Origin of the sequence: Altererythrobacter rubellus (genome assembly GCF_030284385.1) — a bacterium.
Taxonomy (GTDB): Bacteria; Pseudomonadota; Alphaproteobacteria; order Sphingomonadales; family Sphingomonadaceae; genus Erythrobacter; species Erythrobacter rubellus.
In genome coordinates this window covers 1,336,313-1,358,816 of the sequence record NZ_CP127221.1, presented here as the reverse complement: position 1 = coordinate 1,358,816, position 22,504 = coordinate 1,336,313, and the positions used below count along the sequence as shown (strand labels likewise).

Here is a 22,504-nt window from a genome sequence, read left to right as displayed (position 1 = left end):
TGCCTTACTTGTTTAGGATGAGGGCCCAAAAGCCCGCTGTCAGGAGGATGGCGATCAGCGGCGAGGCAATCGACCACATCTTGTTCGTGTTGAGCTCATAGCCCGCGCCGATATCGAGCACAAAGTGGCGAAGCCCGCTCATCAAATGTGTGAAAAAGGCCCAGCTCAGGCCGACAAGAACGACGTAACCTGGAATGCTCGTCATCAAACCGCTGAAAGTCTCGTAATAGGCAGGCCCACTTGCCAGCGCGCCAAGCCACCAAACCAGCACAAACAACCCGACCAGCGCCATTCCATCTCCACTAACCCGGTGAAGGATGGAAACCAGCATATGCGGGCCCCATTTCCAGATCTGGAGGTGCGGTGAGAGCGGTCTGTTGTTCGACATATTCAATTCGTCCGGTAAACACTGTTGCAACTCCACTTAGCGTCCACAGCGCGTGTGACAACCCGCCTTTCAACCAGTTCCGCTCGACTTGGGCTGCAAAGTTTCAGATAGGTGTTCGAATGAGTGCAATTCTCCTTACCGGATCAAGCCGCGGAATCGGTGCTGCAGCGCGTGAAGCGTTGGAAAAGCGCGGGGCAAAGGTGATCGGCCACGCGACCAGCGCGGCTGACGAAAACACAATTCCAGCAGACTTCTCTCAACCTTCTGCCCCACAAATATTGTGGGAAGAAGCTTTAGACCGGGCGAACGGACATATCGATGTGCTGGTCAACAATGCCGGGCTGTTCAAGGCGACCGCTCTCGATTCTTCCGATATTGAATGGCTGGATGGGTGGGAAGAGACGCTGCGGATTAACTTGACCGCTGCGGCACAGCTAAGTCGCTTTGCCGTAAGTCACTGGCTGGATCGCGGAGTTCCTGGCCGGATCGTGCATGTCGCAAGCCGCGCGGGATATCGCGGCGATTCGCCGGCACATTGGCACTATGCAGCGGCGAAAGGCGGGATGCTGGCCATGCACAAGACGATTGCGCGCGGTTACGCGGCGCAGCGGATTGTGAGCTTTGCAATCACACCGGGATTTACCGACACCGCAATGGCGGGCGATTATCTGGAGAGCCGCGGGGGCGAACAGCTGTTGCGCGATATCCCGCTGGGACGTGTGGCAGAACCCGCTGAAATTGCGCGTATTATCGAATTCTGCTCGCTTGATGCCCCGGAAAGCATGACTGGCGCGGTGATCGACGCCAATGGAGCCAGTTATGTACGTTAAATCACTTCCCTTATGTCTTCTCGCAGCGAGTTGTCTGGCTTTGCCCACCCAAGCGGAAGAAACTGCCACGCTTCAACCGGCAGAGGGGGTCGGTAAGAACGCATTCCTTCAAAGCTGCGAGACATGGGACGAGTGGGACAAGACAGCGCCTCCATTCCAGATACATGGCAACACATATTACGTGGGAACCTGCGGAATCTCTGCCATTCTGGTCACCGGAGACGACGGTCATATCCTTTTGGACAGCGGTGTAGAGGGTGCCGCGCCATCGGTCCTGGAAAACATCCGCAAGCTTGGCTTTGACCCGACCGACATCGGCTATATCCTGATGAGCCACGAACATTTTGACCATGTCGCGGGCCACGCAGCGGCCGTGGAGACGACAGGAGCGAGGGTCGTCGCCTCCGCCCGTGCCAAACCGGTCCTCGAAAGCGGAATTGTTGCATCGGACGATCCTCAGGCTGAATCAAATCACCCGGCAATGGCCCCTGTGCAAGTCGATCTTGTTGTTTCCCATGGTGATCCGGTAACGCTTGGTGGCATCACGATCACGGCTCATGCAACGCCAGGGCACACGCCCGGCGCACTAAGCTGGAGCTGGACTTCCTGCGATGCGAGTGCTGCTGATCAATCGTGTCGCGATTTTGCATATGTCGACAGCCTTTCACCGGTTTCCGCCGATAGTTACCGCTTTACAGATCATCCACAGACAGTCGCCGCCTTCCAGCAAAGCATTGAAACCGTTGCTGCGTTGCCATGCGATAAGATTCTTACGCCGCATCCATCATCAAGTAACATGATCAAGCGGTTGCGCTCGGGTGAAGTGGGCGATGGTAATCAATGCAAGAATTACGCCCGCGCTATCGAACGTCGCTTGGATGCGCGCCTCGAACGCGAAGCGGGCAACGCAGAGTGAGCGAGAGCTGGAAACTCTCTGCCTTTGCAGCAAAGCCTGTCATACAGGCGGCTCTGCTTTATCATGAAGAGATCGACGATTGGGACCCGGAAGTTGTCATTTCAGGCAGCGAAGTGGTGGAGGATCGCCCGCAAGAATGGGTGTTGGAGGCATGGTATTCGCACGAGCCGAGCGAAGCGCAACAGGCAGACATAGCCGGTCTATTTGACGGGGACGTGCCGGTTTTCACTGTCGAGAAATTGCCTGAACAGGACTGGATCACTTTGAGCCAGCAAGGGGCCGAACCGATCCGCGCAGGCTGCTTTTACATCCATACATCCGATTATCCACCGGCTGATGGCGCAATGAACATAGAGATCCCAGCCAGCCAGGCGTTCGGCACCGGCCACCACGAGACGACCGCCGGTTGCCTGGAGATGCTGGACGCAATGAAGGAACGCGGCGTAGTCAGCCGCAATATCGCCGATATTGGCACGGGCACAGGCCTGCTTGCGATCGCTGCCATGCGCTTGTGGCCGAGAGCGCTCTGTACCGCATCCGACATCGATGATGTGTGTGCAGGCGTGGTGGCCGACAACGCGGAGCTGAACAGCCTGCCAATCGGCGCAGATCGCGGTCAGCTGACCATGGTGATCGCTGACGGGATGGCGGACCCGCTCCTCGAAGCGCGCGGGCCATACGATCTCCTGATCGCGAACATACTGGCTGCGCCTTTGGTGGAACTCGCACCAGATTTTGAAGCCGCTGTAACGCCTGGCGCCAGTATCCTGCTGGCCGGTTTGCTGGAACGACAGGAACCCGCGGTTCGCAGAGCCTATCGCCAAGCGGGCTTCCGTCTCGCCGAGCGCCACGTCAATGGAAACTGGTCCATTCTATGGCTGCGCAAACGACGCTAAAGCGCTTGCTCCTCTGGCCGCTCGCTGTGTTGGCGGCGTTTGCACTTGTTTTCCTGCTGACCGCGTGGATCGGTTCCTCCATTGCCCGCAATGATGATTGGGAACAACCCGCAGCCGGGGTCCAGATCATGATCGAAACCAATGGCGTGCACACCGCTATCGTTATGCCTGCAGTCTCTGCTCAAAAGGATTGGCGCGCGGATTTTCCCGCGGATGATGTGCTCGCGCCGAACCGTCCCTACACGCATGTCTCGGTGAGTTGGGGTGAACGCGAAGTGTTCCTTAACACGCCAACCTGGTGGGACCTGTCTCTGCCAACAGTTTTTGGCGCAGCAACGGGCGGTGGAGGCTTGCTGCATGTCAGCCACTACATCCGCCCTGCCCCCTCGCCCGATCATCGTCAGCTTACGATCAGCCATGCAGAATATGCGCGTCTGATCGCGATTATCGAGCGCGAGATTTTGCCTGCGTCTGAACGCACGGTCTATCGTGGCTATTCAGATTATGACGTGTTTTATGATGCGCCCGGCACCTATCACCTTGGCAACACCTGCAACCAATGGGTCAGCAACGCGCTCGCCGCTGCCGGAATCAAAACCGGATGGTGGACCCCGATGGTAGGCGGCGTCATGAAATGGGTGCCTGAGTACAAAGGCGATTAGCGAACCCGCGCTGGCGCAACGATCACCGCATTGGCCAGCAACAGATCCAGCCCGTCCAGGTAAGCGCGTTCAGCCGGATCATGGGCAAAACCTATCGCCATGCCGCGGCCAGTCGGTTGCGCCATCTGATAGGGTTTGAAAGCCATTTGGCGGCGGTTTTCTTCCCACACATATCCGCTGGCCACCAAATCATCTGCGGCTGCGAAGCGCAGCACATTCACCCCGTCCGCTCGGTCAAGCGGAGTGTATATGCGTGAACCCGTTGCCAGCACGATTGCGCCGCCATCATATCCAGCCGACAGGAAGTGATTGCGGTCTGCGACAGTGTTCACCAACGCGCCGGGCATCGTGTCTGGCAATGCATTCTCGTCACGAATGGCGGTGCGATATTCGGCTTCGCTAGTGATCTCGACCGCTTCAGCCAGACTGCTCCCTGCATCTGCATCTTCGCCCGGCTCCAGCCCTAGCGCTGCTTCGCGTTTGACCGCCAGCATAGGACTGTCACCACTTGCCAGTATGTCCAGACTATCGCCAATCACGACCACTACGCCGCCTTCGCCCGCGAATTCGCGGATGGTGCTTACGCCGCTTTCGCCCAGCGCACCTGCCGGCGAGCCGTCGGGGATCAGCAGAACATCATAGTCAGATAGATCCGCATTCCTCAGCTGCGCTGTGCGGATCGGAGTCACCGGCACGCCCAAGCGTTGCTCCAATACATAACGCAGCGCGCCTGCGCTCAGCGGTGAGACGCCATCATCCCAGGCGATGGCAACCTTGGGCGGGTCCAGCCGCACAAAGGCGTCGCTGCCGAAATTGGGGCCATCCTCGACCCAGCTCGATTCAAGCGCCACAGTATGCGCGCCGACTTCCTGCGCGAGTTCCGCAAAACGCGCCATCTTGTCCGCGCCATTTGCGGCATTGCTAAATACCACGGTGCCGCGCGGGAAGGTGCGCGAACCCATGGTGAAAGCTTCATCGGTTGCGCGCCCGACAACTCCTTCGCGCAGCGCCAGCGCTACTAGGCGGGCCTGCCCGCTATCGCTCCAGGGCACAGCAACGCCAAAGCTGCCGCTGCCTTCTGCCACTGGCGCAATCGAAGACGTTGCCGACAACGGATCACCGCCAACCGCAGAGCCGCAAAGTTGCACTTGCGTTCCAGCCATCATGCCAACAGACCAAGCGGTGACGTCATACAATTCATGCGGCAAATCATCGCTGCGGCGGCGCTCCTGCTCGATCACGAATTCACGCGGCAATGGCGTGTCTGCATCCAGCAGGCTGCGCACAAGACGCGCAGCGGGTTGAGAACGCGGCACAGCCAGATAGCCCTGCGGATAGCTCTTGCCGCATACCGTCGCTGCACCATCGCGGCGCAGCACATTGATCCCTTGCGCGGCCAGCCTGCGGCCCAGCGCCTCTGCATTCCACCGGCGCTCGGCAAGATCGATCACGTACGCACCGCGCCCTGCCGCACCATTCGCATTGTCCGCACGGTAAGCCGCATAATCACTCATGAAACGATCAGCATTGCTGGCCACTGCTTCAGCAGTGGATAGGCTGGCCAAGAAGTGATTACGCACACCGTCTGCATATGTCAGTTCCGTGCCATCGCGTCTTTCCCATACCAGCCCGCGCGGCGATCCTTGCTCGTATGTACTCCCAATTGCGCCCTGATGCGCATTCCATGTGTCCCCATAGCCGGGGTAGAACAGATCAAAGACCTCGCGCGTGAAGTAGGGTTCACCCATGCGGTCAAACCAGGCGGCATTGTTGCGGCCAATCAGCTCGTACAGGCGGATCTGCGCAGGTGTGAGATTAGGGTTCAACGGATCAGCTGCGGGGCTGAAGAAATAGCTGTCATCGCCGCTCATTTCGTGGATGTCCTTGACCACCACTGGACTCCACTCGAGCATGGCCGCGATCTTGCCACGCGTTTCCGGTTGGCTCAGCGTGAACCAGTCACGGTTCAGATCGAACAGATAGTGGTTGAAACGGCCGCTCGGCCATGGTTCATCATGCTCGGCCGCCTGCCGATCGCCAAAAGGCGTCAGGCCCAGCGCGGCGCGAAAGTTGTGCACGAAGCGCGCGCGGCCATCGGGGTTTTGCGATGGGTCGATGATCACAATGCTTTCGCGCATGATCTGGTCCACCCGCGCATCGCCCTGTGAAGCGAGCAAATGATAAGCCATCATCAGCGCCGCATCGGTGGAAGTCACTTCGTTGCCATGCACACCATAGGCAAGCCACGTGACCGGCAATGCGTCGCCATTGCTTGCGCGGCCGGCCGCGACATTGGCCAAATCCGCTTTGATTGCGTTGATCCGCGCCATGTTTTCAGCAGCGGTGATCACAACGTATACCAGCGGGCGCCCTTCCCAACTGGTCGCATATTGCACCAGCCGGGCGCGATCAGGCACGGCTTCCACCAGGGCTTCAAGATAGGTCAGGCTTTCGCTGGGGGAGGTAATCCGTGTGCCCGGCGCATGGCCAACCTTTTCAGACAATGTCGGAACAGACGCATCGAAATCGCCATCGAGATAGGACTGCGCCATGGCAGGCGGGGCCGTGAAAGCGAAGGCGGCCAACACAATTGCGATCCGACTTAAAAATCGACCTGTCATTGGAGTGTCCCTGTTGGTATCTGAAAGCATTGGTTTTGGTAACACGCAGATCAAGACGAAGTGCCTGGCAAGGTCAATGTTGCTTGTCGAATTGAACGCTCTAAGAAAGATGAAGCTGTCATGCCAGGCAATCTTCCAAAGCGCCCAGAGCGGCGCGCGTAAAAGCCTCCATATTGGCGATCCGCGCGTCGCTTTGCGTTTCAGTGATACGCGTAACTTCGAACCCGTCCGGCCCTACAATGGCAACACAGCTTCGCCCCCCCGGTGCGCCGCTGGGGTGTGATGAACCGCCAACCGATCCGCTTTCGGCAATGCCCCATTCCGCACCGAAATTATCACGGATAGAGCGGGCCTGAAGCAACGCGTAATCCTCGCTCGCGCCGCGCATCCCCTTGTAGGCTTCACGCGGTTGATTAAACAGCACATCGCGCGCGCGCAGCGAATAGACCACCCCGCCCCCTACGAAGAAGTCCAGCGCACCCGGCACGGTAAGCAAGCTCGCCGCGATCAGGCCGCCTGTCGCGCCATCAGCGACGGCGATCTTTTCGCCGCGTACCTTGAGTAGTTCGGCAATCCGTGCAGCTTGCGAGTAGAGTTCATTCAGCAGACTCATCCAGCCGCCGCCACGATTTCGGCCCAACCCGCCTCATCAATCACTTCGATGCCAAGCTCTGCCGCTTTCTTCAGTTTGCTCCCCGCGCCCGGTCCCGCGACCAGCAGGTCGGTCTTTGCGCTTACACTGCCGGCTGCCTTTGCACCGAGCCTTTCAGCCTGCGCCTTGGCCTCGTCGCGGCTCATGGTTTCCAGCTTGCCAGTAAAGACCACGGTCTTGCCCGCCACCGGGCTATCGAGCGTCTCTACGATGTAAGGTGGCGGGCTGACCAGGCTAAGCAGGTCTTCCCACACCTCAACATTGTGCGGCTCGTGAAAGAAGTCACCCAAGGCTTCGACCACCGCGCCGCCTACACCATCAATCGAGGTGATTTCGGATAGTGCATCTTCATCGCCTGCGCGCGCTTGCTCGGCTGCCTGGCGAAGCGCCGGAAGTTCGTGGAAATTCTTCATCAGATCGCGCGCGGTGACTTCGCCAACATGACGAATGCCCAGTCCGAACAGCAGCCGCGCCGCATCGGGCTCGCGCTTGTTCTCCACAGAAGCCAACAGATTATCCACAGACTTATCCTGCCACCCTTCGAGCGCCAAAATCGCGTCCTTTCGATCCTTTAGGCGGAAAATATCTGCCGGACTCTCGAGCCAGCCCAAAGCAAAGAATTGATCGATGGTCTTCTCGCCAAGCCCGTCAATATCGAGCGCCTTGCGACTGACGAAGTGCTTTAGGCGTTCGGTGCGTTGTGCCGGGCAAATCAGCCCCCCGGTGCAGCGCACATCGACTTCGCTCTCTTCGGCCACCGCTTCGCTGCCACATTCGGGGCACGCATCGGGGAAGAGATAAGCTTCGCGTTCAACCTCTGGCGTCAGATTGCGGACAACCTGCGGGATCACGTCGCCCGCCCGCTGCACGACCACGCGATCCCCTGGCCGCACGCCGAGGCGCGCGATCTCGTCACGATTGTGCAGCGTGACATTGGTGACCGTGACCCCGCCGACCATGACCGGAGCGAGCCGCCCAACCGGCGTCAGCTTGCCAGTGCGGCCAACCTGAATGTCGATGGCCTCAAGTGTCGTCTCCGCTTGTTCGGCTGGAAACTTGTGCGCCAGCGCCCAGCGCGGAGCCTTTGCCACAAAACCCAATCGTTGCTGCCAGTCGAGCCGATCCACCTTGTAGACGACCCCGTCAATCTCATAGGGCAGATCAGGACGCTGGCGGCCAATCTCTGCATAGTGGGCCAGCATGTCCTCAACGCTATTAGTGACAGTCAGAAAAGGCGAAAGGGGGAAACCCCATGCCTCGATCTGCAACATCACAGCATGCTGGGTATCCCCCGGAACCTCGCTCGCCGCGCCCCAGCCATAGGCCCAGAAGCGCAAGGGCCGCCGCGCGGTCACGCTCGCATCCTTCTGCCGCAAGGATCCCGCCGCGGCATTGCGCGGGTTCGCGAACAGCTTGCCGCCCGCTTCATGCTGCGCAGCATTGAGCGCAGCAAAGTCCTGCTTCGACATGTAAACTTCGCCGCGAACTTCGAAAAGGTCTGGCACATTATCGCCGCTCAGTTCCTGCGGAATGTCAGCGATATATGCGACGTTCGCGGTGACATCTTCGCCAACCTGCCCGTCTCCGCGCGTCGCCGCACGCACCAGCTTTCCGCTCTCGTAACGGAGTGAGCAGGACAGCCCGTCAATCTTGTCTTCAGCCGTTATCGCAACCGGCTCGTCGTCAGGCAGCGACAGGAAACGCCGCACCCGTGCAACCCATTCATGGATCTCCTCGTCGGAAAATCCGTTGTCGAGGCTCATCATGCGGGCTTCATGCGTCACTTTGCCTAGAGGAGACGACGAGACCGCATGCCCCACTTTCTTCGACGGGCTGTCATCGCGAACGAGATGCGGGAATTGCGTTTCCAACTCGGCATTGCGCCGCACCAGCGCGTCATATTCCTGATCGCTGATCTCCGGATCGTCCTCGGCATGATACAGCCGATCATGCTTAGCGATCTGCCGCGCCAACCGCATCAGCTCATTGGCGGCATCTGCTTCGGAAATACCCATTACAGCCAAGCGGTCCAAATTACCGGGCTAACAACCAAAATTGCTAATGATAACGCTGTAACCTTGCCAATCGCTCTCCAATTTGGATCTCGAAACGCAGTCAACGACCAAACAAAGTTAGCCGCAGCAGCTGTTACCCCGCAAAATATCCAGATGAAAGTCCATACGCCGACGAACGTTACTGGCTCTGGATTGAACAGAAAATCACCCAAACTCACAATCGCAATAAGCGCGACAATTGTGAGCAGAAACAGCGCGAGGCTTGCTGCCAGTTTATGTATTCCCGCAAGCAGCCTAATCACACTGTTCTCAAGCGTCCACGGCTCCATCACGCACCCTCCAGCAAACGATCCGCTTGTGCACGCGCTTCAGGCGTAACTTCAGTGCCGCTAAGCATCCGCGCGATCTCTTCCTGCCGCCCAGCCTCATTGAGCAGCGCGACGCTGGTCTTGGTAACCGTGCCGGATGAAGATTTGGCGATCAGATAGTGCGTGCCTCCACGCGCCGCGACTTGTGGTGAGTGTGTCACAGCGAGCAGTTGTCCGCCATCCGCCAGCCGTGCCAGCCGCTCGCCAATCGCGCTCGCGACTGCACCACCCACGCCGCGGTCAATCTCGTCAAAAATCACCGTTGCGGCCCCGCCCTGCTCTGCCAACGCGACTTTTAGCGCTAGGATAAAGCGCGACAGCTCGCCGCCAGAGGCGATCTTGTTCAACGGTGCAAAGTCCGCCCCCGGATTGGTCGCGATCAGGAATTCGGCGCTGTCGATCCCACCTGCTCCCCATTTCTCTTCCGGCAATTTGCCCATCGCGGTCAGGAAACGCGCGGCATCCAGTTTCAATGGCGCAAGTTCAGCCGCGACTGCCTTGTCCAGCTTCTTCGCGGCTGCCAATCGCGCCTTGTGAACGGCCTCTGCCTTCGTGGCATAGGCTTCGCTCGCTTTGCGCGCGGCATCTTCCAGCGCGTCCAGCTCAGCCTCGCCGCCTTCGATCGCATTCAGGAAGCTGCGCATTTCGCGCATCTTTTCAGGTAATTCGTCAACCTCGCAGCGATGCTTGCGGGCCAGCGCGCGCAATTCGAACAGCCGGGTTTCGGCCTCATCCAAAGCTTGCGGATCGTGAACCAGTGCTTCAGCTGCCGCAGCCAATTTGTCTTCCGCCTCGCCTGCCTCGATTACAGCGCGATCGAGTGCCGCCAAGGCTTCGGCCAGCAAGGGATGCTCTCCGCCAATCCGGTCAAGCTTGCGCGCCGCAACCCGCAAACTTGCAAGCGGCGAATCCGATCCTTCCAAGATGTGCCGCAGCTCCTCCAGATCGCCGGAAAGCTTCTCACCCTTTTGCATGGTTGCGCGTGTTTCCGCGAGCCGCGCCTCTTCGCCAGCCTGCGGCTCTAGCGACGTGAGCTCGGCCAGATGCGCGATCAACAGATCCTGATCGAGCTTCGCCTGCTCAACCTGGCCGCGTGCAGCCTCCAACCGCTCTTCAGCTGCGCGCCACTCTCGCCATTTGGTAGCAAGGCCATCGACGTCGGTCCCGGCATAGCGATCGAGCAAAGCCCGATGACCGCGCGGATTGACCAATCCGCGATCGTCATGCTGGCCGTGCAATTCCACCAATGCCCCCGCAATCTCACGCAGCAGCGCCACACCAACCGACTGGTCATTGACGAACGCCTTGCTCCCGCCATCTGCTTTCAACTGACGACGAATGATCAACGGCTCGCCCGGTTCCAATTCGATATCCGCATCGTCGAGCGTTTCGGCAATAGAAGCCGGCAATTTGGCGAATTCAAAGCTGGCAGTCGCGCTGGCCTTGTCTGCCCCTACGCGCACGAGGCCACTATCTGCGCGGTCGCCCAGAACCAGGCCCAACGCATCAAGCAGGATTGACTTGCCCGCGCCTGTCTCTCCGGTCAGCACGCCCAGCCCGCTCCCGAAATCCAGATCGAGCGCTTCGATAAGAACAATGTTTCTGATGGATAATCGCGTGAGCATTGCGCCTATCTCTAGCGCAGCAAAAGGGGCGCGTCACCGCTTGGCGCGCGCCCCTCTTGTGGATTTTTCCTTGTTGACTAGAGACCGGCCTTATTCGGCGGGTTCCGCCTTGGCTTCCGGGTCTGCCATGGCTTGCGCTTCTTCCGCTGTCGGCAGCGCCGAACGTAACAGGAAGAAACCGGCAATCGCTGCAATGGTGGAGCCTGAGAGCACACCCAGTTTCACTGCATCAACTTGCTCTGGCGAAGCAAAGGCCAAATTGCCGATGAACAGGCTCATGGTAAAGCCGATCGCGGCGAACAGCGACAATCCGTGGATCTGCCGCCAGTTCACACTCTCTGGCAGGCTGGCGATGCCGGTTTTCACCGCCAACCAGGCGAACCCCAGAATGCCCGCTTGTTTGCCGATCAACAGGCCCAATGCGATGCCGAGTGGCAACGGCGCGAGCGCATCCATCGGATCAAGCCCGATCAGCACTTCGCGCTTCACTTCCAGGCCAATCAGGAAGAAGAACACCGCCATCAGGCCGTCATTGACCCATAGAAGCAATGGTTTGTCGATCACGAAACCGCCAAAGCCGGCCACGATCGGAATGTCCAGCCACGACTTGTAAGCACCCAGCAGCGGACTGTTCGCGATGACGAGAGCAGCAAACGCGGCGAAAATCAGCGTGATGCCGCCAGCGCTCTCTTTTTGCATGAAGTCGCGCAGCATCGGCGCAATTCGGGATACCATGTCTAAATCTCGCTCTGTCGAAAATTCGTTCAAGTGGGATCGGACTGCCGATGAGGCATTGGGCGGAAAGGGAGGGTCACAAGGACCCAATAGCGCTGCACCGGCAATCCGATGCGGTCCGACATCACAAGATCAATTGGGTGATCTTGCCAGAGCGGCCCGGCCCGCACCCGTATAATGCAGAACGCAGCGCAGGGTTTCCGAAAATCGGATGAAATCGGTCAGATTTCTTGAAGCGGCCTTTTCGGCCTAGCTCGCGGTGGCGCCCGGCGCATATTCCTGCACCAGATCAAATGCCTTTTCATACCACTTGCTACCCGGATAGTTCGTGCCCAGCACCGCGGCATATTTCACCGCTTCGCTCGGCACACCCAACGCCAGGCTGCTTTCAGTCAGACGATAGAGCGCTTCGGGCGTGTGGCTGGTCGTCTCATATTCGTTGACCACGTTCTGGAAACGCAATGTCGCCGCCAGCCATTGCCCGTTGCGCTGGTAATGGCGGCCGATCTCCATATCCTTGCCCGCAAGGTGATCGTTGACGAGGTCCAGCTTCAAGCGCGCATCGGCGGCATATTCGCTGGTCGGGAAACGGCGGTCCACTTCGCGCAGCGCAACCCGCGCCTGCTCTGTGATTGACTGGTCACGCGACACGTCACTGATCTGCTCGTAATAGGACAGCGCGATCAGGTAATAGGCGTAAGGCGCATCCTTGTTGCCCGGGTGGATCGAGAGGAACCGCTGCGCGCTGGAGATTGCCGCGTTGTAATCCTGCGCCACGTAATAGCTGAACGCACTCATCAACTGCGCGCGGCGCGCCCAGGGCGAATAGGGGTGCTGACGCTCGGTTTCGTCAAACAGCGCCGCTGCAAGCCGCGTGTTGCCGTTATCCAGCCGCGACTTCGCCTCTGAATAAAGCGTTTCCACATCGCGCGCGACATAGGCCACGTCTTCATTGGTCGATCCGCCAGAGCCCGCGCAAGCAGCGGTCAGCAAGGTTGCGCCAGCCATCGCGGCAGCAAGAACGGGTTTGAATGTCACGCGTTTCTCTCTTGTCATAAGAGATGGCCTATAACCAGCGCGCCCCTGAACGCCAAGTGAAGTTGAGAGGGTTTGTGTAGATAGGTGTGACGAATTCTCCTCTTGGTCACGGCAGTCAAAGCCCGACTGGGCGCCCGCAGCGCTTGCGCGAGGATATTGCGCGCCGGATGGCGCGCGGAACACAAAGCCTCCCCTCCCCAAATCCAACAGGATGGAACACATGGAGCACTGTCCAAGCGCCAAAATCCAATCGATCACAGATGCACTGTTTGATCGAGCAAGGCGCACAAGGCGCTCGATCAGGCGGTGGACCGGCTCTACCGCCGCGCGCCCTTCGACAGCGACCGTGACCGGGTCGAGCACCTCTTCGGCCTCTACGAAAAGCTGTTGAACCCGCTTTCCGATGCCGAAAAGCAGAACAAGCGCACCGCCCGGAACCGGAAGCGGAAGCGGAAGCGGAAGGGCGAGTAGCTACTCTTCACCCATCCGCAACGCTGCAATAAAGGCCTCCTGCGGAATACTAACATTTCCGTACTCGCGCATGCGGGCCTTGCCCTTCTTCTGCTTCTCGAGCAGTTTCTTCTTACGCGTAATGTCGCCGCCATAGCATTTCGCGGTCACATCCTTGCGCAGCGCGGCGATCGTCTCGCGCGCGATGATCTTGCCCCCTATGGCTGCCTGGATCGGGATCTTGAACAGGTGGCGCGGGATCAGGTCTTTCAACCGTTCACACATGCCGCGCCCGCGCTCTTCCGCTACGTTGCGGTGCACGATCAGCGATAGAGCATCGACCGGCTCTGCATTCACCAGAATGTTCATCTTCACCAGATCGCCTTCGCGCAGGCCAATCTGTTCATAGTCAAAGCTGGCATACCCTCTAGAGATGCTTTTCAGCCGGTCATAGAAATCGAACACCACTTCATTCAGCGGCAGCTCGTAAGTCACCTGCGCACGGCCGCCCACGTAGGTTAGGTCAGTCTGGATGCCGCGCCGGTCCTGACACAGTTTCAGGATCGCGCCGAGATATTCATCGGGCGTGTAGATCACCGCCTTGATCCACGGCTCCTCGATCATGTCGATCCGGTTGACGTCGGGCCAGTCGGCGGGGTTGTGAATGTCGATCACCTTGGCGTCTTCATTCTTCGATTTTGACAGGTGCACGCGGTACACCACCGAAGGCGCGGTGGTGATGAGATCGAGGTCGTATTCGCGGCTCAGGCGCTCCTGAATGATCTCAAGGTGCAACAGGCCAAGGAAACCCGCGCGGAAGCCGAAGCCGAGCGCCGCGCTGCTTTCCATCTCATAGCTGAAGCTGGCGTCGTTGAGGCGCAGCTTGCCGATGCTCTCGCGCAGTTTCTCGAACTCGGCCGCATCCACCGGGAACAGGCCGCAGAACACCACCGGCTGCACTTCCTTGTATCCGGGCAGCGCTTCGTTCGCCCCGCCCTTCACCGTGGTGATGGTGTCACCCACGCGGGCTTGCTCCACCTCTTTGATTTGCGCGGTGATGAAGCCGATTTCGCCGGGGCCGATTTCGGGCAGGTCTGTGCGCTTGGGGGTGAAGCAGCCGACCCGGTCGATCAGGTGCTGTGTGCCGCCCTGCATGAATTTGACGTTCAGCCCCTTGGTGATGACACCGTCGATCACGCGAACCAGGATCACCACGCCGAGGTAAGGGTCATACCAGCTGTCGACGAGGCTGGCCTTGAGCGGCGCATTGCGATCGCCCGATGGTGCGGGGATCTTGGCGACGACCGCTTCCAGCACGTCCTCGATGCCGATGCCCGATTTGGCGCTGGTGAGCACGGCTTCTGACGCGTCGAGGCCGATGATATCCTCGATCTCGGCGCGGACTTTCTCCGGCTCGGCCGCGGGCAGGTCAATCTTGTTGATCACAGGCACGATTTCATGGTCATGCTCGATCGATTGATAGACGTTGGCGAGCGTTTGCGCTTCCACGCCTTGCGCCGCGTCCACGATCAGCAGCGCGCCCTCGCAAGCGGCCAAGCTACGCGAAACCTCATAGGCAAAGTCGACGTGGCCCGGCGTGTCCATCAAGTTGAGCTCATACGTCTCGCCATCCTTGGCGGTGTAATTGAGCCGCACGGTCTGCGCCTTGATCGTGATGCCGCGCTCTTTCTCGATGTCCATATTATCAAGCACTTGCTCGGACATTTCACGCTCGGTCAAACCGCCGCAATGCTGAATCATGCGGTCCGCCAGCGTGGATTTGCCATGATCGATGTGAGCAATGATCGAGAAATTGCGTATTTTGGAGAGGTCAGTCATTTTTGTCGCTAATTGTTCGCGCGAAATAGCGCTTTGCGACGCCTTTAGCCGCCCTTGTCCGGCATGTCAGCCCGCCGAATGCATGCAATGCGGTAAATTAGGCTGCTTCGTAGGAACCGACAGGGGCATAAGAGAACTTCGGCACGCTCGCCCCATTGCCCAATCCGCCGCCTGGCCCAGTGTTTCGTTGACCTGCTTGAAACGATCGAGATTGATCATCAGCACAGCACAGGATTACTTTGTGTTTCGAAATACACGCAAGTTGTGGGAGAGAGAGCGCTTGATCTGGGTCTTGTTTGCAAGGCCCGTCAACGTATCAACCTGTGTGCGACGGTCATTCGCAGCCGCCTCCGTGCGACTATGCCTGATATCTTTGGCGCTACCGCGATAGCCCGTGAATTCGCCAAACGAATTGAATTGCGGCTTGCCGACGATTGGCGATCATTTCTCTCAAAGCTGAAAGCGGCCTCGCCAACTTAACTTTGCTCTTGCCTGATCATTTGGTGGATGACCGTGTTTCTGGTTATCGCAGGTAAAGGAAATTTCTTGCCAAACCGATAACTATGGCGGTCGCGACAAGTTGATCCGGTTTCCCTGCTATTTTGAGAACTTGCCAATTTGCTTCCGTTGCGTCATCTAGGACGCTCAAATTTGACGTCTTTTTGCATTTGCCGGGATACAGCATGTCGCAGAGTAGCAAACTCGAAAAGGAAGCCGCACAGTCAACCAATGCTTTGGGGCCGCTCATCGGCGTTGCAAGAGAAGATTTTGTGGGTGCCGTCGCGGTATTGCTGCGCGAAAGTGCGTCTGACCCCAAGCGCCTGATGAAACACGCCCAAACCATGGGCGAAGACATGGTCAAGATCATGACCGGCAAATCCGATCTCGCACCCGATCCCAAAGACAAGCGCTTCATGGACCCGGCCTGGCAGTACAACCCGTTTTTCCGGGCCGGCGCGCAATATTATCTTGCCGTGCAAAAGGGTATGTCGAACTGGCTTCAGGAACTGGAGCTGGATGATCTCGAGCGAGACCGCGCGAACTTCATCTCCAACATCATCATCGATAGCCTGGCCCCCACCAACACACTGGTTGGCAACCCGGTTGCACAAAAGCAGGTGATCAACAGTGGTGGCCTTTCGCTGATCAAGGGTTTGCAAAACGCATACAAGGACATCACCGAAAACAAGGGAATGGTCAGCCAGGTCGACAAGCGGCCATTCAAGCTGGGCGAGAATATAGCGACATCAAAGGGCTCTGTCGTACACCGCACCGAGATGTTCGAGCTGGTGCATTACGCGCCGACCACGGATGAAGTGCACGAGATCCCTCAGCTGACAATCCCGCCGCAGATCAACAAGATGTATATCAATGACCTTTCTCCGGAGAAGTCAGTAATCAAATATCAGGTCGATCACGGTATTCAGACCTTCGTTATCTCCTGGCGCAACCCGTCCAAGGAACAGGGCTTCTGGGGCATGGATGATTACATCCGCTCTTGCGAAGAAGCGATACAAGCGGTCAGCGACATTACAGGCTCGAAGAAGGTCAATGTATCCGCGGGCTGTTCTGGCGGCCAAACCGCCAGCGTGCTCGCGTCCAAACTGGCCGCCCAAAAGAATGACATCCTCGGCTCGCTGACGCTGATGGTTTGCGTGCTCCACCCGAAAGAGCGCGATATCGAAGCCGGTTCTCTGGTATCTGAGAATGGCATGAAGCTAGCTAAACAGCGCGCAGCGAAAAAAGGCATCATAAAAGCCGATGATCTGGCGCGCGGTTTCGCATGGCTGCGGCCCAATGATCTGATCTGGAACTATGTTATCAACAACTATCTGCTGGGGCAAGATCCACCCGCGTTTGACGTTCTGTACTGGAATTCTGACGCGACAAATCTGTCCGCCAGCCTGATGGGCGATTTCCTGACCCTGTTCGAAACGCTCGCCTTCACGAAGAAGGGCGAGGTCGAGATGGCCGGCCACAAGATTGATCTCAGCAAGGCCACCTCTGACATGTTCATTCTGGGCGGCGTGACGGATCACATCACCCCATGGAAGGCGACCTATCGCTCGACCAATCTGTTTGGCTCCAAGGACGTCACCTATGTGCTTTCGCAGTCAGGTCACATGCAGGCGATCCTGAACCCTCCGGGCAATCCCAAGGCCAAATACTTCGTTCAGAAGAAGAAAGGCAAGCTGCCTGAAACCGCTGACGAATGGCTGCAAGGCACGGAGGAAGTGGCCGGCAGCTGGTGGCCGTACTGGATGGAATGGATGAAAAAGCGCTCCGGCAAAATGAAATCCGCTCCAACAGAACTGGGGAACGAAGAGTATAAACCTCTGGATCCGGCCCCCGGTCTCTACGTAGTGGAAGAAAGATAACCAAAAGTCCCCTGTAGGGGTCGCAGGACAGGACGGAAATTTGGCGGACAAACGCGAAAAATTGCTGGATGAGGCGCTCGACGAAGCGATGCGCGATGCAACCATCACGATGGAAAGCGTTGGCGGGCGAACGCTGCGTGTTGCGACTTGGCGACTGGATCAGCCAAGCGAGCACTTGCCGATCCTGTTTTTCAACGGCATTGGCGCCAATATCGAAGCGGTCGCACCATTGGCTGAGGCGCTGCCTGATCGCGCTTTCATCATGTTCGATATGCCGGGCATTGGTGGCTCACCCGAGCCGGTTGTCCCTTACAACACCGTCACTATGGCTTGGACGACCACGCAGCTTCTCGACAAGCTGGGCCTCAACAAGGTCGATGTGATGGGTGTCAGCTGGGGCGGCGCCATGGCACAGCATTTCGCCATCCAGCACCCCGGCCGCACGCGCCGCCTTATCCTGGCCGCCACAACAGCGGGCATGATCATGATGCCAGGAAATCCCGCTTCGCTCAGCAAGATGGCGGATCCGCGCCGCTATATCGATTCTGCTTTTATGGAAGAGCACTTCCAGACGCTGTACGGCGGGGCATTGGGCAAGGCGATGAACAAGATGGAGCACATCCATCGGCTAAAGCCCCCTTCCCCGCGCGGATATTTCTACCAATTGATGGCAATGCTTGGTTGGACCAGCGTGCCCGCTTTACCGTTCATGCGCAAGAAGACGTTGATTATGATGGGCGACGAAGACCACATCGTGCCGCTCACTAATGGCTGGTTCCTCGACAAACTCATTCCGAACAGTGAATTGCTGGTTCTGCGTGGTGGCGGGCATCTGTTCCTGCTCAGCCACAGTGATGAATGCGTCGAAGCTATTCACCGCTTCCTTGACGAGCCGGAGCAGCAAGAGAAAGCAAAAGCGGCCTAAGTCATTGAGCCGCATGGGGGGAGAGAGTTCATCATGCGGCACATTGCGATAATCGGTTCAGGTCCGGCAGGTTATTACACCGCAGAAGCGGCGCAGAAGCTTTGGGGTGATGACGTGCAAGTCGACATTTTCGACATGCTGCCCGTACCTTATGGCCTGATCCGCTTTGGCGTTGCACCGGATCACCAATCGATCAAAGGCGTCTCGCGCCGTTACGAGAAGACTGCACTCAACGAGAATGTGCGTTTCATCGGTAACGTCAAAGTCGGCGAGCATGTTACCGTGCCCGAATTGATGCAGTTGTATGATGCCGTCATTCTCGCAACAGGTGCGCCCAATGATCGCGAACTGGATCTACCCGGCAAGGATCTGAGCAACATTTTCGACAGCGCTGCTTTTGTCGGCTGGTATAACGGCCATCCGCAATTTAACGACCTCAACCCGGATCTCTCCGGCCAGCATGCGGTCGTGATCGGAATGGGCAATGTGGCGCTCGACGTCGCACGGATATTGTCCAAGACCGAAGCGGAATTTGAAGGCGCAGACATCGTTACGTACGCATTGCAAAGCCTTATAGCCTCAAACGTCAAGGCCATTACAATCCTGGGCCGCCGCGGCCCGCATCAGATCATGATGACGCCTAAGGAGTTGGGTGAGCTGGCGGCGCTCGAACGTGCCTCGCCGCGGGTTGATCGCGATGACTTGCCCGAAGAAGAGGAAGACATGCTCCTGGAACCGGGCCTGCGAAAATCGGTCAATCATTTGCGCAGCTTCGCAGCCATTCCTGAAAGTGTGCATGCCGAAAAACCGATCGAAATCCATTTCGATATGTTCGCCAGCCCGCAAGGCTTTGAAGGTGATGGCAAGGTTCAGCGGGTAAAGGTTGAACGAACCGAAGTGCATCAAGGCCGCGCGACAGGAACGGGCGAAATGTACACCGTGCCGGCCGATATCGTGGTCAGCTGCATCGGCTATCGCTCCTCCCCCATTCCCGACGTGCCGTTTGACGAACGCGCGGGCAAGTTTGCCAATGACGAAGGGCGCATCCTGCGCGGAATCTATTGCGTTGGCTGGGCCAGGCGCGGTCCATCCGGCACCATCGGCACCAATCGCCCCGACGGCTACAGCGTCGTCGAGAAGATCGCAGAGGATATCGATGCGGGCACGCTTGGGCGGGCGGACAAGAAGGGGCGCGAGGGGTTTGATGCCATCGCTGCAGAGCGCGGATTGGATGTGGTTACATTCCGCGACTGGAAAAAGATCGAAGAGGCCGAAGAACGCGCCGCGCGCGAAGGCGCCCCGCGCGAGAAATTCGTCGATGTCGAAGCGATGATCCGCGCAAAGAACTAGGCCGGCGGCAACCAGTCTTTCAGCGCCGCATTCACCTCATCCGGAATGTCCTGCTGCACCCAGTGTGATGCATGCGGATAGCGGCGCACGGTCAGATCATCGACATAGTCCCCCGTGCCATCGAGGCAGGCAATGTCGATCGCCACGTCCTGTTCGCCCCAGATGACCAGCGTCGGCACATGCACCTTGCCATCGCCGATCTGGCGCGCGTCGGGCGTCTGCAGCAGCGCGCGGTAATAATTGAACATGGCAGTCAACGCACCGGGCTTGGCCGCCGCCTTGCGATAGGGCTCGCTTTCCTCTCGGGTAAAGCGCTCCCTGTTGACCGAAGTCTCACGAAAAAGTCGGCCGATCGCCGCGGCTTCGTTCTGGCCCAGCCGTATCTCGGGCAGCTTGGGCAACTGGAAAAAGAATATGTACCAGCTCTTCTTCAGCTGCTTCCAGGTCTTGAGTTCGCGCCGCGCACACAGCGGATGCGGCACGTTCATGACCACAAGCCGGGTCAGCGGGCGAAGCTTCTGTATCGCAAACTGCCAAGCAACGATCGCGCCCCAGTCATGCGCTATCAGCGTCACTTCCTTCGCGCCGCTGGCATCGATCAGCGCTGCAACGTCAGCAGTCAGGTTGTCGAGCCGATAGTCCTTCTTGTTCGGCGGGCGTGTCGTCTCGCCATAACCGCGCATATTGGGTGCCCACACGCAGTACCCCATCTCCGCCAGCAAAGGCATCTGGTGTCGCCAGCTAAAGTGCAGCTCAGGGAAGCCATGCAGGCACAGCGCGAGCTTGTCGCCCTGCCCTGCCTCAGCGACCTCAAAGGTCAGCCCGTTCGCCTCGAGCCACTTGATCGCAATCCCGCTATCCGGCGCGGGCTCCCAGCTTGTTTGCCTGTCCATTGTGCGAGCTTAGCATCAGGCGTTTCGCTGTGCTATGTAAGTTTCAAACAGAAATTGGAGAGAGTTTCGATGGCCATGTTCGATCTGATTATTCGCGGCGGCACCATTGTCGATGGTACGGGCGAGGAGCGCTTTACAGGCGATGTCGCCGTCAAAGATGGCTTGATCGCGCAAGTCGGCGATGTGACTGGCAATGCAGCAGAAGAAATCGACGCGACCGGCATGGTTGTGACCCCGGGCTTCGTCGATATCCATACCCACTATGACGGCCAAGCCACCTGGGACCCGGAAATGGCCCCTTCCAGCTGGCATGGAGTGACAACCGTCGTGATGGGCAATTGCGGCGTAGGCTTCGCGCCTGCCAAGCCAGACCGGCACGAATGGCTGATCAGCCTGATGGAAGGGGTGGAGGACATTCCCGGAACCGCGCTTGCCGAAGGCATTACATGGGACTGGGAAACCTTCCCTGAGTATCTCGACGCTCTGGAGAAAATGCCGCGCGCGGTCGATGTGGGCACGCATGTGCCGCATGGTGCCGTGCGTGCTTACGTGTTGGGTGACCGCGAACAACCCGGCGCCGTTCCGACAAATGAAGACATCGCAGAGATGAGCCGGATCGTAGAGGAAGGGGTTCGCGCGGGCGCGCTTGGCTTCTCCACCAGCCGTACAGTGCTGCACAAATCGGTCGATGGAGAACTCGTACCCGGTACGACTGCGACGAAGGAAGAACTGATCGAGATCGGCCGTGCTATGGGCCGCGCAGGCCATGGCGTGTTCGAAATGGCGAGCGATCTCAACCGCGATTGGAACGAGTTCGAATGGATGGGCAATCTCAGCCGCGAGACCGGCCTGCCCGTCACCTTCGCTGCGCTGGAATCCATCGCCAAGGAAATGCCGCTCAAAGAGCAGATCGAAACCATGCGTGCAGAAAATGACAATGGCGCCAACATCGTCGCGCAGATTGCGCTGCGCGGCAACGGCATCATCATGGCATGGCAAGGTACTGTGAACCCCTTCGTGTATCGCCCCAGCTGGCAAGCGATCAGCGAACTTCCGTGGGAGGAACAAAAAGCTAGGCTGCTCGACCCGGCGTTCAAAGCGCGATTGCTGAGCGAGTCCAATGATTATTCCGAAGCGCCAATGGACATTATCGGCGTGGTTATGGTGATCACCCAAGGTTGGGCGCTCCAGTACGAAATGGACCCCGATTTTGATTACGAACCGGATGCGTCAGCCAGCGTGAATGCCCGCGCTCAAGCGGCCGGGATCGACCCTCAGGAATATGCCTATGACATGCTGTGCGCGGACGATGGCAAGGGTTTCATCTACCTGCCGATCCTGAACTATGCGGATGGCAATCTCGATTTCCTCCACCCGCTGCAACACGCCGATGACACAGTGAATTCGCTGTCCGATGGCGGCGCGCATTGCGGCACGATTTGCGATGCCGCTTCACCCACATTCATGCTTGAGCACTGGGTCCGCGATCGCAAGCGCGGGGATAAGATCAGCCTGGAGAATGCGATCAAGCGCCAGTGCTGGGACACCGCCCGGCTCTATGGGCTGGAAGATCGCGGGATCATCGCGCCGGGCTATCTGGCGGATCTCAACGTAATTGATATGAATCGGCTGAAGCTGGGCAAACCGTGGCTGGCATTTGACCTACCCGCCGGCGGCAAGCGCTTGCTGCAAAAGGCGGATGGCTATGTCTGCACGATCAAGAACGGCCACGTAACCTTCCGCGACGGCAAATGGACCGGCGAGACACCCGGCGGCCTTATCCGCGGACCACAACGAGCGGAAATGGCTGAAGCGGCTGAATAGATTGAAAAGGGGGACGAAAGCGGACAGACCGCTAACGACCCAATTGCGGACATTTCTGGCCAGCAGCCAACTAACTTTGGCTAGTTTGGCCTTGATCCT

Annotated in this window: 18 protein-coding genes and 1 pseudogene; 9 read left to right on the top strand and 10 right to left on the bottom strand. The window is 58.4% G+C overall.

The genetic code is table 11. The features are described 5' to 3' along the window. Positions 1-4: 4 nt before the first annotated feature. Positions 5-388, bottom strand: coding sequence for a succinate dehydrogenase, cytochrome b556 subunit (gene sdhC, locus QQX03_RS06895; protein WP_285975026.1), 384 nt, complete (start codon positions 386-388; stop codon positions 5-7). 119 nt (positions 389-507) lie between these two features. On the opposite strand from sdhC, the gene QQX03_RS06890 reads away from it, so the two are divergent. The 4 genes from QQX03_RS06890 to QQX03_RS06875 are packed head-to-tail and all read left to right on the top strand — an operon-like array spanning position 508 to position 3,692. Then, on the top strand, positions 508-1,218 hold the full coding sequence (locus QQX03_RS06890) for an SDR family NAD(P)-dependent oxidoreductase (protein ID WP_285975025.1): 711 nt from the start codon (positions 508-510) through the stop codon (positions 1,216-1,218). Between the two features lie 40 nt (positions 1,219-1,258). Next, the gene (gene bla / locus QQX03_RS06885; protein WP_285975024.1) at positions 1,259-2,134 is read left to right on the top strand and encodes a subclass B3 metallo-beta-lactamase; all 876 of its coding nucleotides are present in this window, start codon (positions 1,259-1,261) and stop codon (positions 2,132-2,134) included. Next, positions 2,131-3,030 carry a 50S ribosomal protein L11 methyltransferase gene (locus QQX03_RS06880; protein ID WP_285975023.1) on the top strand — a complete coding sequence of 300 codons (900 nt, stop codon included), beginning with the start codon at positions 2,131-2,133 and terminating at the stop codon, positions 3,028-3,030. The genes bla and QQX03_RS06880 overlap by 4 nt, the downstream gene beginning before the upstream one ends. Further along, positions 3,009-3,692 carry a DUF2459 domain-containing protein gene (locus tag QQX03_RS06875; protein ID WP_285975022.1) on the top strand — a complete coding sequence of 228 codons (684 nt, stop codon included), beginning with the start codon at positions 3,009-3,011 and terminating at the stop codon, positions 3,690-3,692. The genes QQX03_RS06880 and QQX03_RS06875 overlap by 22 nt, the downstream gene beginning before the upstream one ends. On the opposite strand, the gene QQX03_RS06870 is transcribed toward QQX03_RS06875, so the two are convergent. The 7 genes from QQX03_RS06870 to QQX03_RS06840 all read right to left on the bottom strand — a co-directional run bounded on the left by QQX03_RS06870 (position 3,689) and on the right by QQX03_RS06840 (position 12,764). Continuing rightward, entirely contained in the window at positions 3,689-6,313 is a 2,625-nt protein-coding gene (locus tag QQX03_RS06870) for a M14 family zinc carboxypeptidase (protein WP_285975021.1), read from the bottom strand. The two genes, QQX03_RS06875 and QQX03_RS06870, sit on opposite strands and share 4 nt — an antisense overlap. A 118-nt stretch (positions 6,314-6,431) precedes the next feature. After that, on the bottom strand, positions 6,432-6,926 hold the full coding sequence (locus QQX03_RS06865; RefSeq protein WP_285975020.1) for a CinA family protein: 495 nt from the start codon (positions 6,924-6,926) through the stop codon (positions 6,432-6,434). Next, on the bottom strand, positions 6,923-8,980 hold the full coding sequence (gene ligA, locus QQX03_RS06860) for an NAD-dependent DNA ligase LigA (RefSeq protein WP_285975019.1): 2,058 nt from the start codon (positions 8,978-8,980) through the stop codon (positions 6,923-6,925). Before ligA ends, QQX03_RS06865 begins: the two co-directional genes overlap by 4 nt. Further along, positions 8,980-9,309, bottom strand: coding sequence for a hypothetical protein (locus QQX03_RS06855; protein ID WP_285975018.1), 330 nt, complete (start codon positions 9,307-9,309; stop codon positions 8,980-8,982). The genes ligA and QQX03_RS06855 overlap by 1 nt, the downstream gene beginning before the upstream one ends. After that, complete coding sequence (recN, locus tag QQX03_RS06850) at positions 9,309-10,973, bottom strand: DNA repair protein RecN (protein WP_285975017.1); 1,665 nt, start codon at positions 10,971-10,973, stop codon at positions 9,309-9,311. Before recN ends, QQX03_RS06855 begins: the two co-directional genes overlap by 1 nt. A gap of 90 nt (positions 10,974-11,063) precedes the next feature. Then, positions 11,064-11,672, bottom strand: a complete 609-nt coding sequence (locus QQX03_RS06845) for a Na+/H+ antiporter NhaA (protein WP_432762815.1) — start codon at positions 11,670-11,672, stop codon at positions 11,064-11,066. Positions 11,673-11,957: 285 nt separating this feature from the next. Further along, positions 11,958-12,764, bottom strand: a complete 807-nt coding sequence (locus tag QQX03_RS06840) for an outer membrane protein assembly factor BamD (protein WP_432762814.1) — start codon at positions 12,762-12,764, stop codon at positions 11,958-11,960. A gap of 273 nt (positions 12,765-13,037) precedes the next feature. On the opposite strand from QQX03_RS06840, the pseudogene QQX03_RS06835 reads away from it, so the two are divergent. Continuing rightward, positions 13,038-13,217: pseudogene (locus tag QQX03_RS06835) on the top strand (type IIL restriction-modification enzyme MmeI); the annotation flags it as partial. Here QQX03_RS06835 and lepA read toward each other — a convergent pair. After that, positions 13,218-15,035 carry a translation elongation factor 4 gene (lepA, locus tag QQX03_RS06830; protein WP_285975014.1) on the bottom strand — a complete coding sequence of 606 codons (1,818 nt, stop codon included), beginning with the start codon at positions 15,033-15,035 and terminating at the stop codon, positions 13,218-13,220. 683 nt (positions 15,036-15,718) lie between these two features. Between lepA and QQX03_RS06825 the strand changes: the two genes are divergently transcribed. The 3 genes from QQX03_RS06825 to QQX03_RS06815 are packed head-to-tail and all read left to right on the top strand — an operon-like array spanning position 15,719 to position 19,688. Then, positions 15,719-17,413 (top strand): alpha/beta fold hydrolase, encoded by a 1,695-nt coding sequence (locus tag QQX03_RS06825; RefSeq protein ID WP_285975013.1) that lies wholly within the window; start codon positions 15,719-15,721, stop codon positions 17,411-17,413. Positions 17,414-17,453: 40 nt separating this feature from the next. Continuing rightward, positions 17,454-18,338 (top strand): alpha/beta fold hydrolase, encoded by an 885-nt coding sequence (locus QQX03_RS06820; RefSeq protein ID WP_285975012.1) that lies wholly within the window; start codon positions 17,454-17,456, stop codon positions 18,336-18,338. A gap of 33 nt (positions 18,339-18,371) precedes the next feature. Beyond that, positions 18,372-19,688: an FAD-dependent oxidoreductase gene (locus QQX03_RS06815; RefSeq protein ID WP_285975011.1), complete on the top strand. Its 1,317-nt coding sequence runs from the start codon at positions 18,372-18,374 to the stop codon at positions 19,686-19,688. Here the strand turns inward: QQX03_RS06815 and QQX03_RS06810 are convergent. After that, positions 19,685-20,581 (bottom strand): alpha/beta fold hydrolase, encoded by an 897-nt coding sequence (locus QQX03_RS06810; protein WP_285975010.1) that lies wholly within the window; start codon positions 20,579-20,581, stop codon positions 19,685-19,687. The genes QQX03_RS06815 and QQX03_RS06810 overlap by 4 nt on opposite strands. Positions 20,582-20,650: 69 nt before the next feature. Here QQX03_RS06810 and QQX03_RS06805 point away from each other — a divergent pair, with 69 nt between their 5' ends. Further along, positions 20,651-22,405 carry an N-acyl-D-amino-acid deacylase family protein gene (locus tag QQX03_RS06805; protein ID WP_285975009.1) on the top strand — a complete coding sequence of 585 codons (1,755 nt, stop codon included), beginning with the start codon at positions 20,651-20,653 and terminating at the stop codon, positions 22,403-22,405. Positions 22,406-22,504: the final 99 nt, after the last annotated feature.

Excerpts from the sequence above, each read along its gene's own strand:
- sdhC (WP_285975026.1), bottom strand. The coding sequence starts at position 388 with ATGTCGAACAACAGACCGCTCTCACCGCACCTCCAGATCTGGAAATGG.
- QQX03_RS06890 (WP_285975025.1), top strand. The coding sequence starts at position 508 with ATGAGTGCAATTCTCCTTACCGGATCAAGCCGCGGAATCGGTGCTGCA.
- QQX03_RS06875 (WP_285975022.1), top strand. The coding sequence starts at position 3,009 with ATGGCTGCGCAAACGACGCTAAAGCGCTTGCTCCTCTGGCCGCTCGCT.
- QQX03_RS06870 (WP_285975021.1), bottom strand. The coding sequence starts at position 6,313 with ATGACAGGTCGATTTTTAAGTCGGATCGCAATTGTGTTGGCCGCCTTC.
- QQX03_RS06865 (WP_285975020.1), bottom strand. The coding sequence starts at position 6,926 with ATGAGTCTGCTGAATGAACTCTACTCGCAAGCTGCACGGATTGCCGAA.
- ligA (WP_285975019.1), bottom strand. The coding sequence starts at position 8,980 with ATGGGTATTTCCGAAGCAGATGCCGCCAATGAGCTGATGCGGTTGGCG.
- QQX03_RS06855 (WP_285975018.1), bottom strand. The coding sequence starts at position 9,309 with ATGGAGCCGTGGACGCTTGAGAACAGTGTGATTAGGCTGCTTGCGGGA.
- recN (WP_285975017.1), bottom strand. The coding sequence starts at position 10,973 with ATGCTCACGCGATTATCCATCAGAAACATTGTTCTTATCGAAGCGCTC.
- QQX03_RS06845 (WP_432762815.1), bottom strand. The coding sequence starts at position 11,672 with ATGCAAAAAGAGAGCGCTGGCGGCATCACGCTGATTTTCGCCGCGTTT.
- QQX03_RS06840 (WP_432762814.1), bottom strand. The coding sequence starts at position 12,764 with ATGACAAGAGAGAAACGCGTGACATTCAAACCCGTTCTTGCTGCCGCG.
- lepA (WP_285975014.1), bottom strand. The coding sequence starts at position 15,035 with ATGACTGACCTCTCCAAAATACGCAATTTCTCGATCATTGCTCACATC.
- QQX03_RS06825 (WP_285975013.1), top strand. The coding sequence starts at position 15,719 with ATGTCGCAGAGTAGCAAACTCGAAAAGGAAGCCGCACAGTCAACCAAT.
- QQX03_RS06815 (WP_285975011.1), top strand. The coding sequence starts at position 18,372 with ATGCGGCACATTGCGATAATCGGTTCAGGTCCGGCAGGTTATTACACC.
- QQX03_RS06810 (WP_285975010.1), bottom strand. The coding sequence starts at position 20,581 with ATGGACAGGCAAACAAGCTGGGAGCCCGCGCCGGATAGCGGGATTGCG.
- QQX03_RS06805 (WP_285975009.1), top strand. The coding sequence starts at position 20,651 with ATGGCCATGTTCGATCTGATTATTCGCGGCGGCACCATTGTCGATGGT.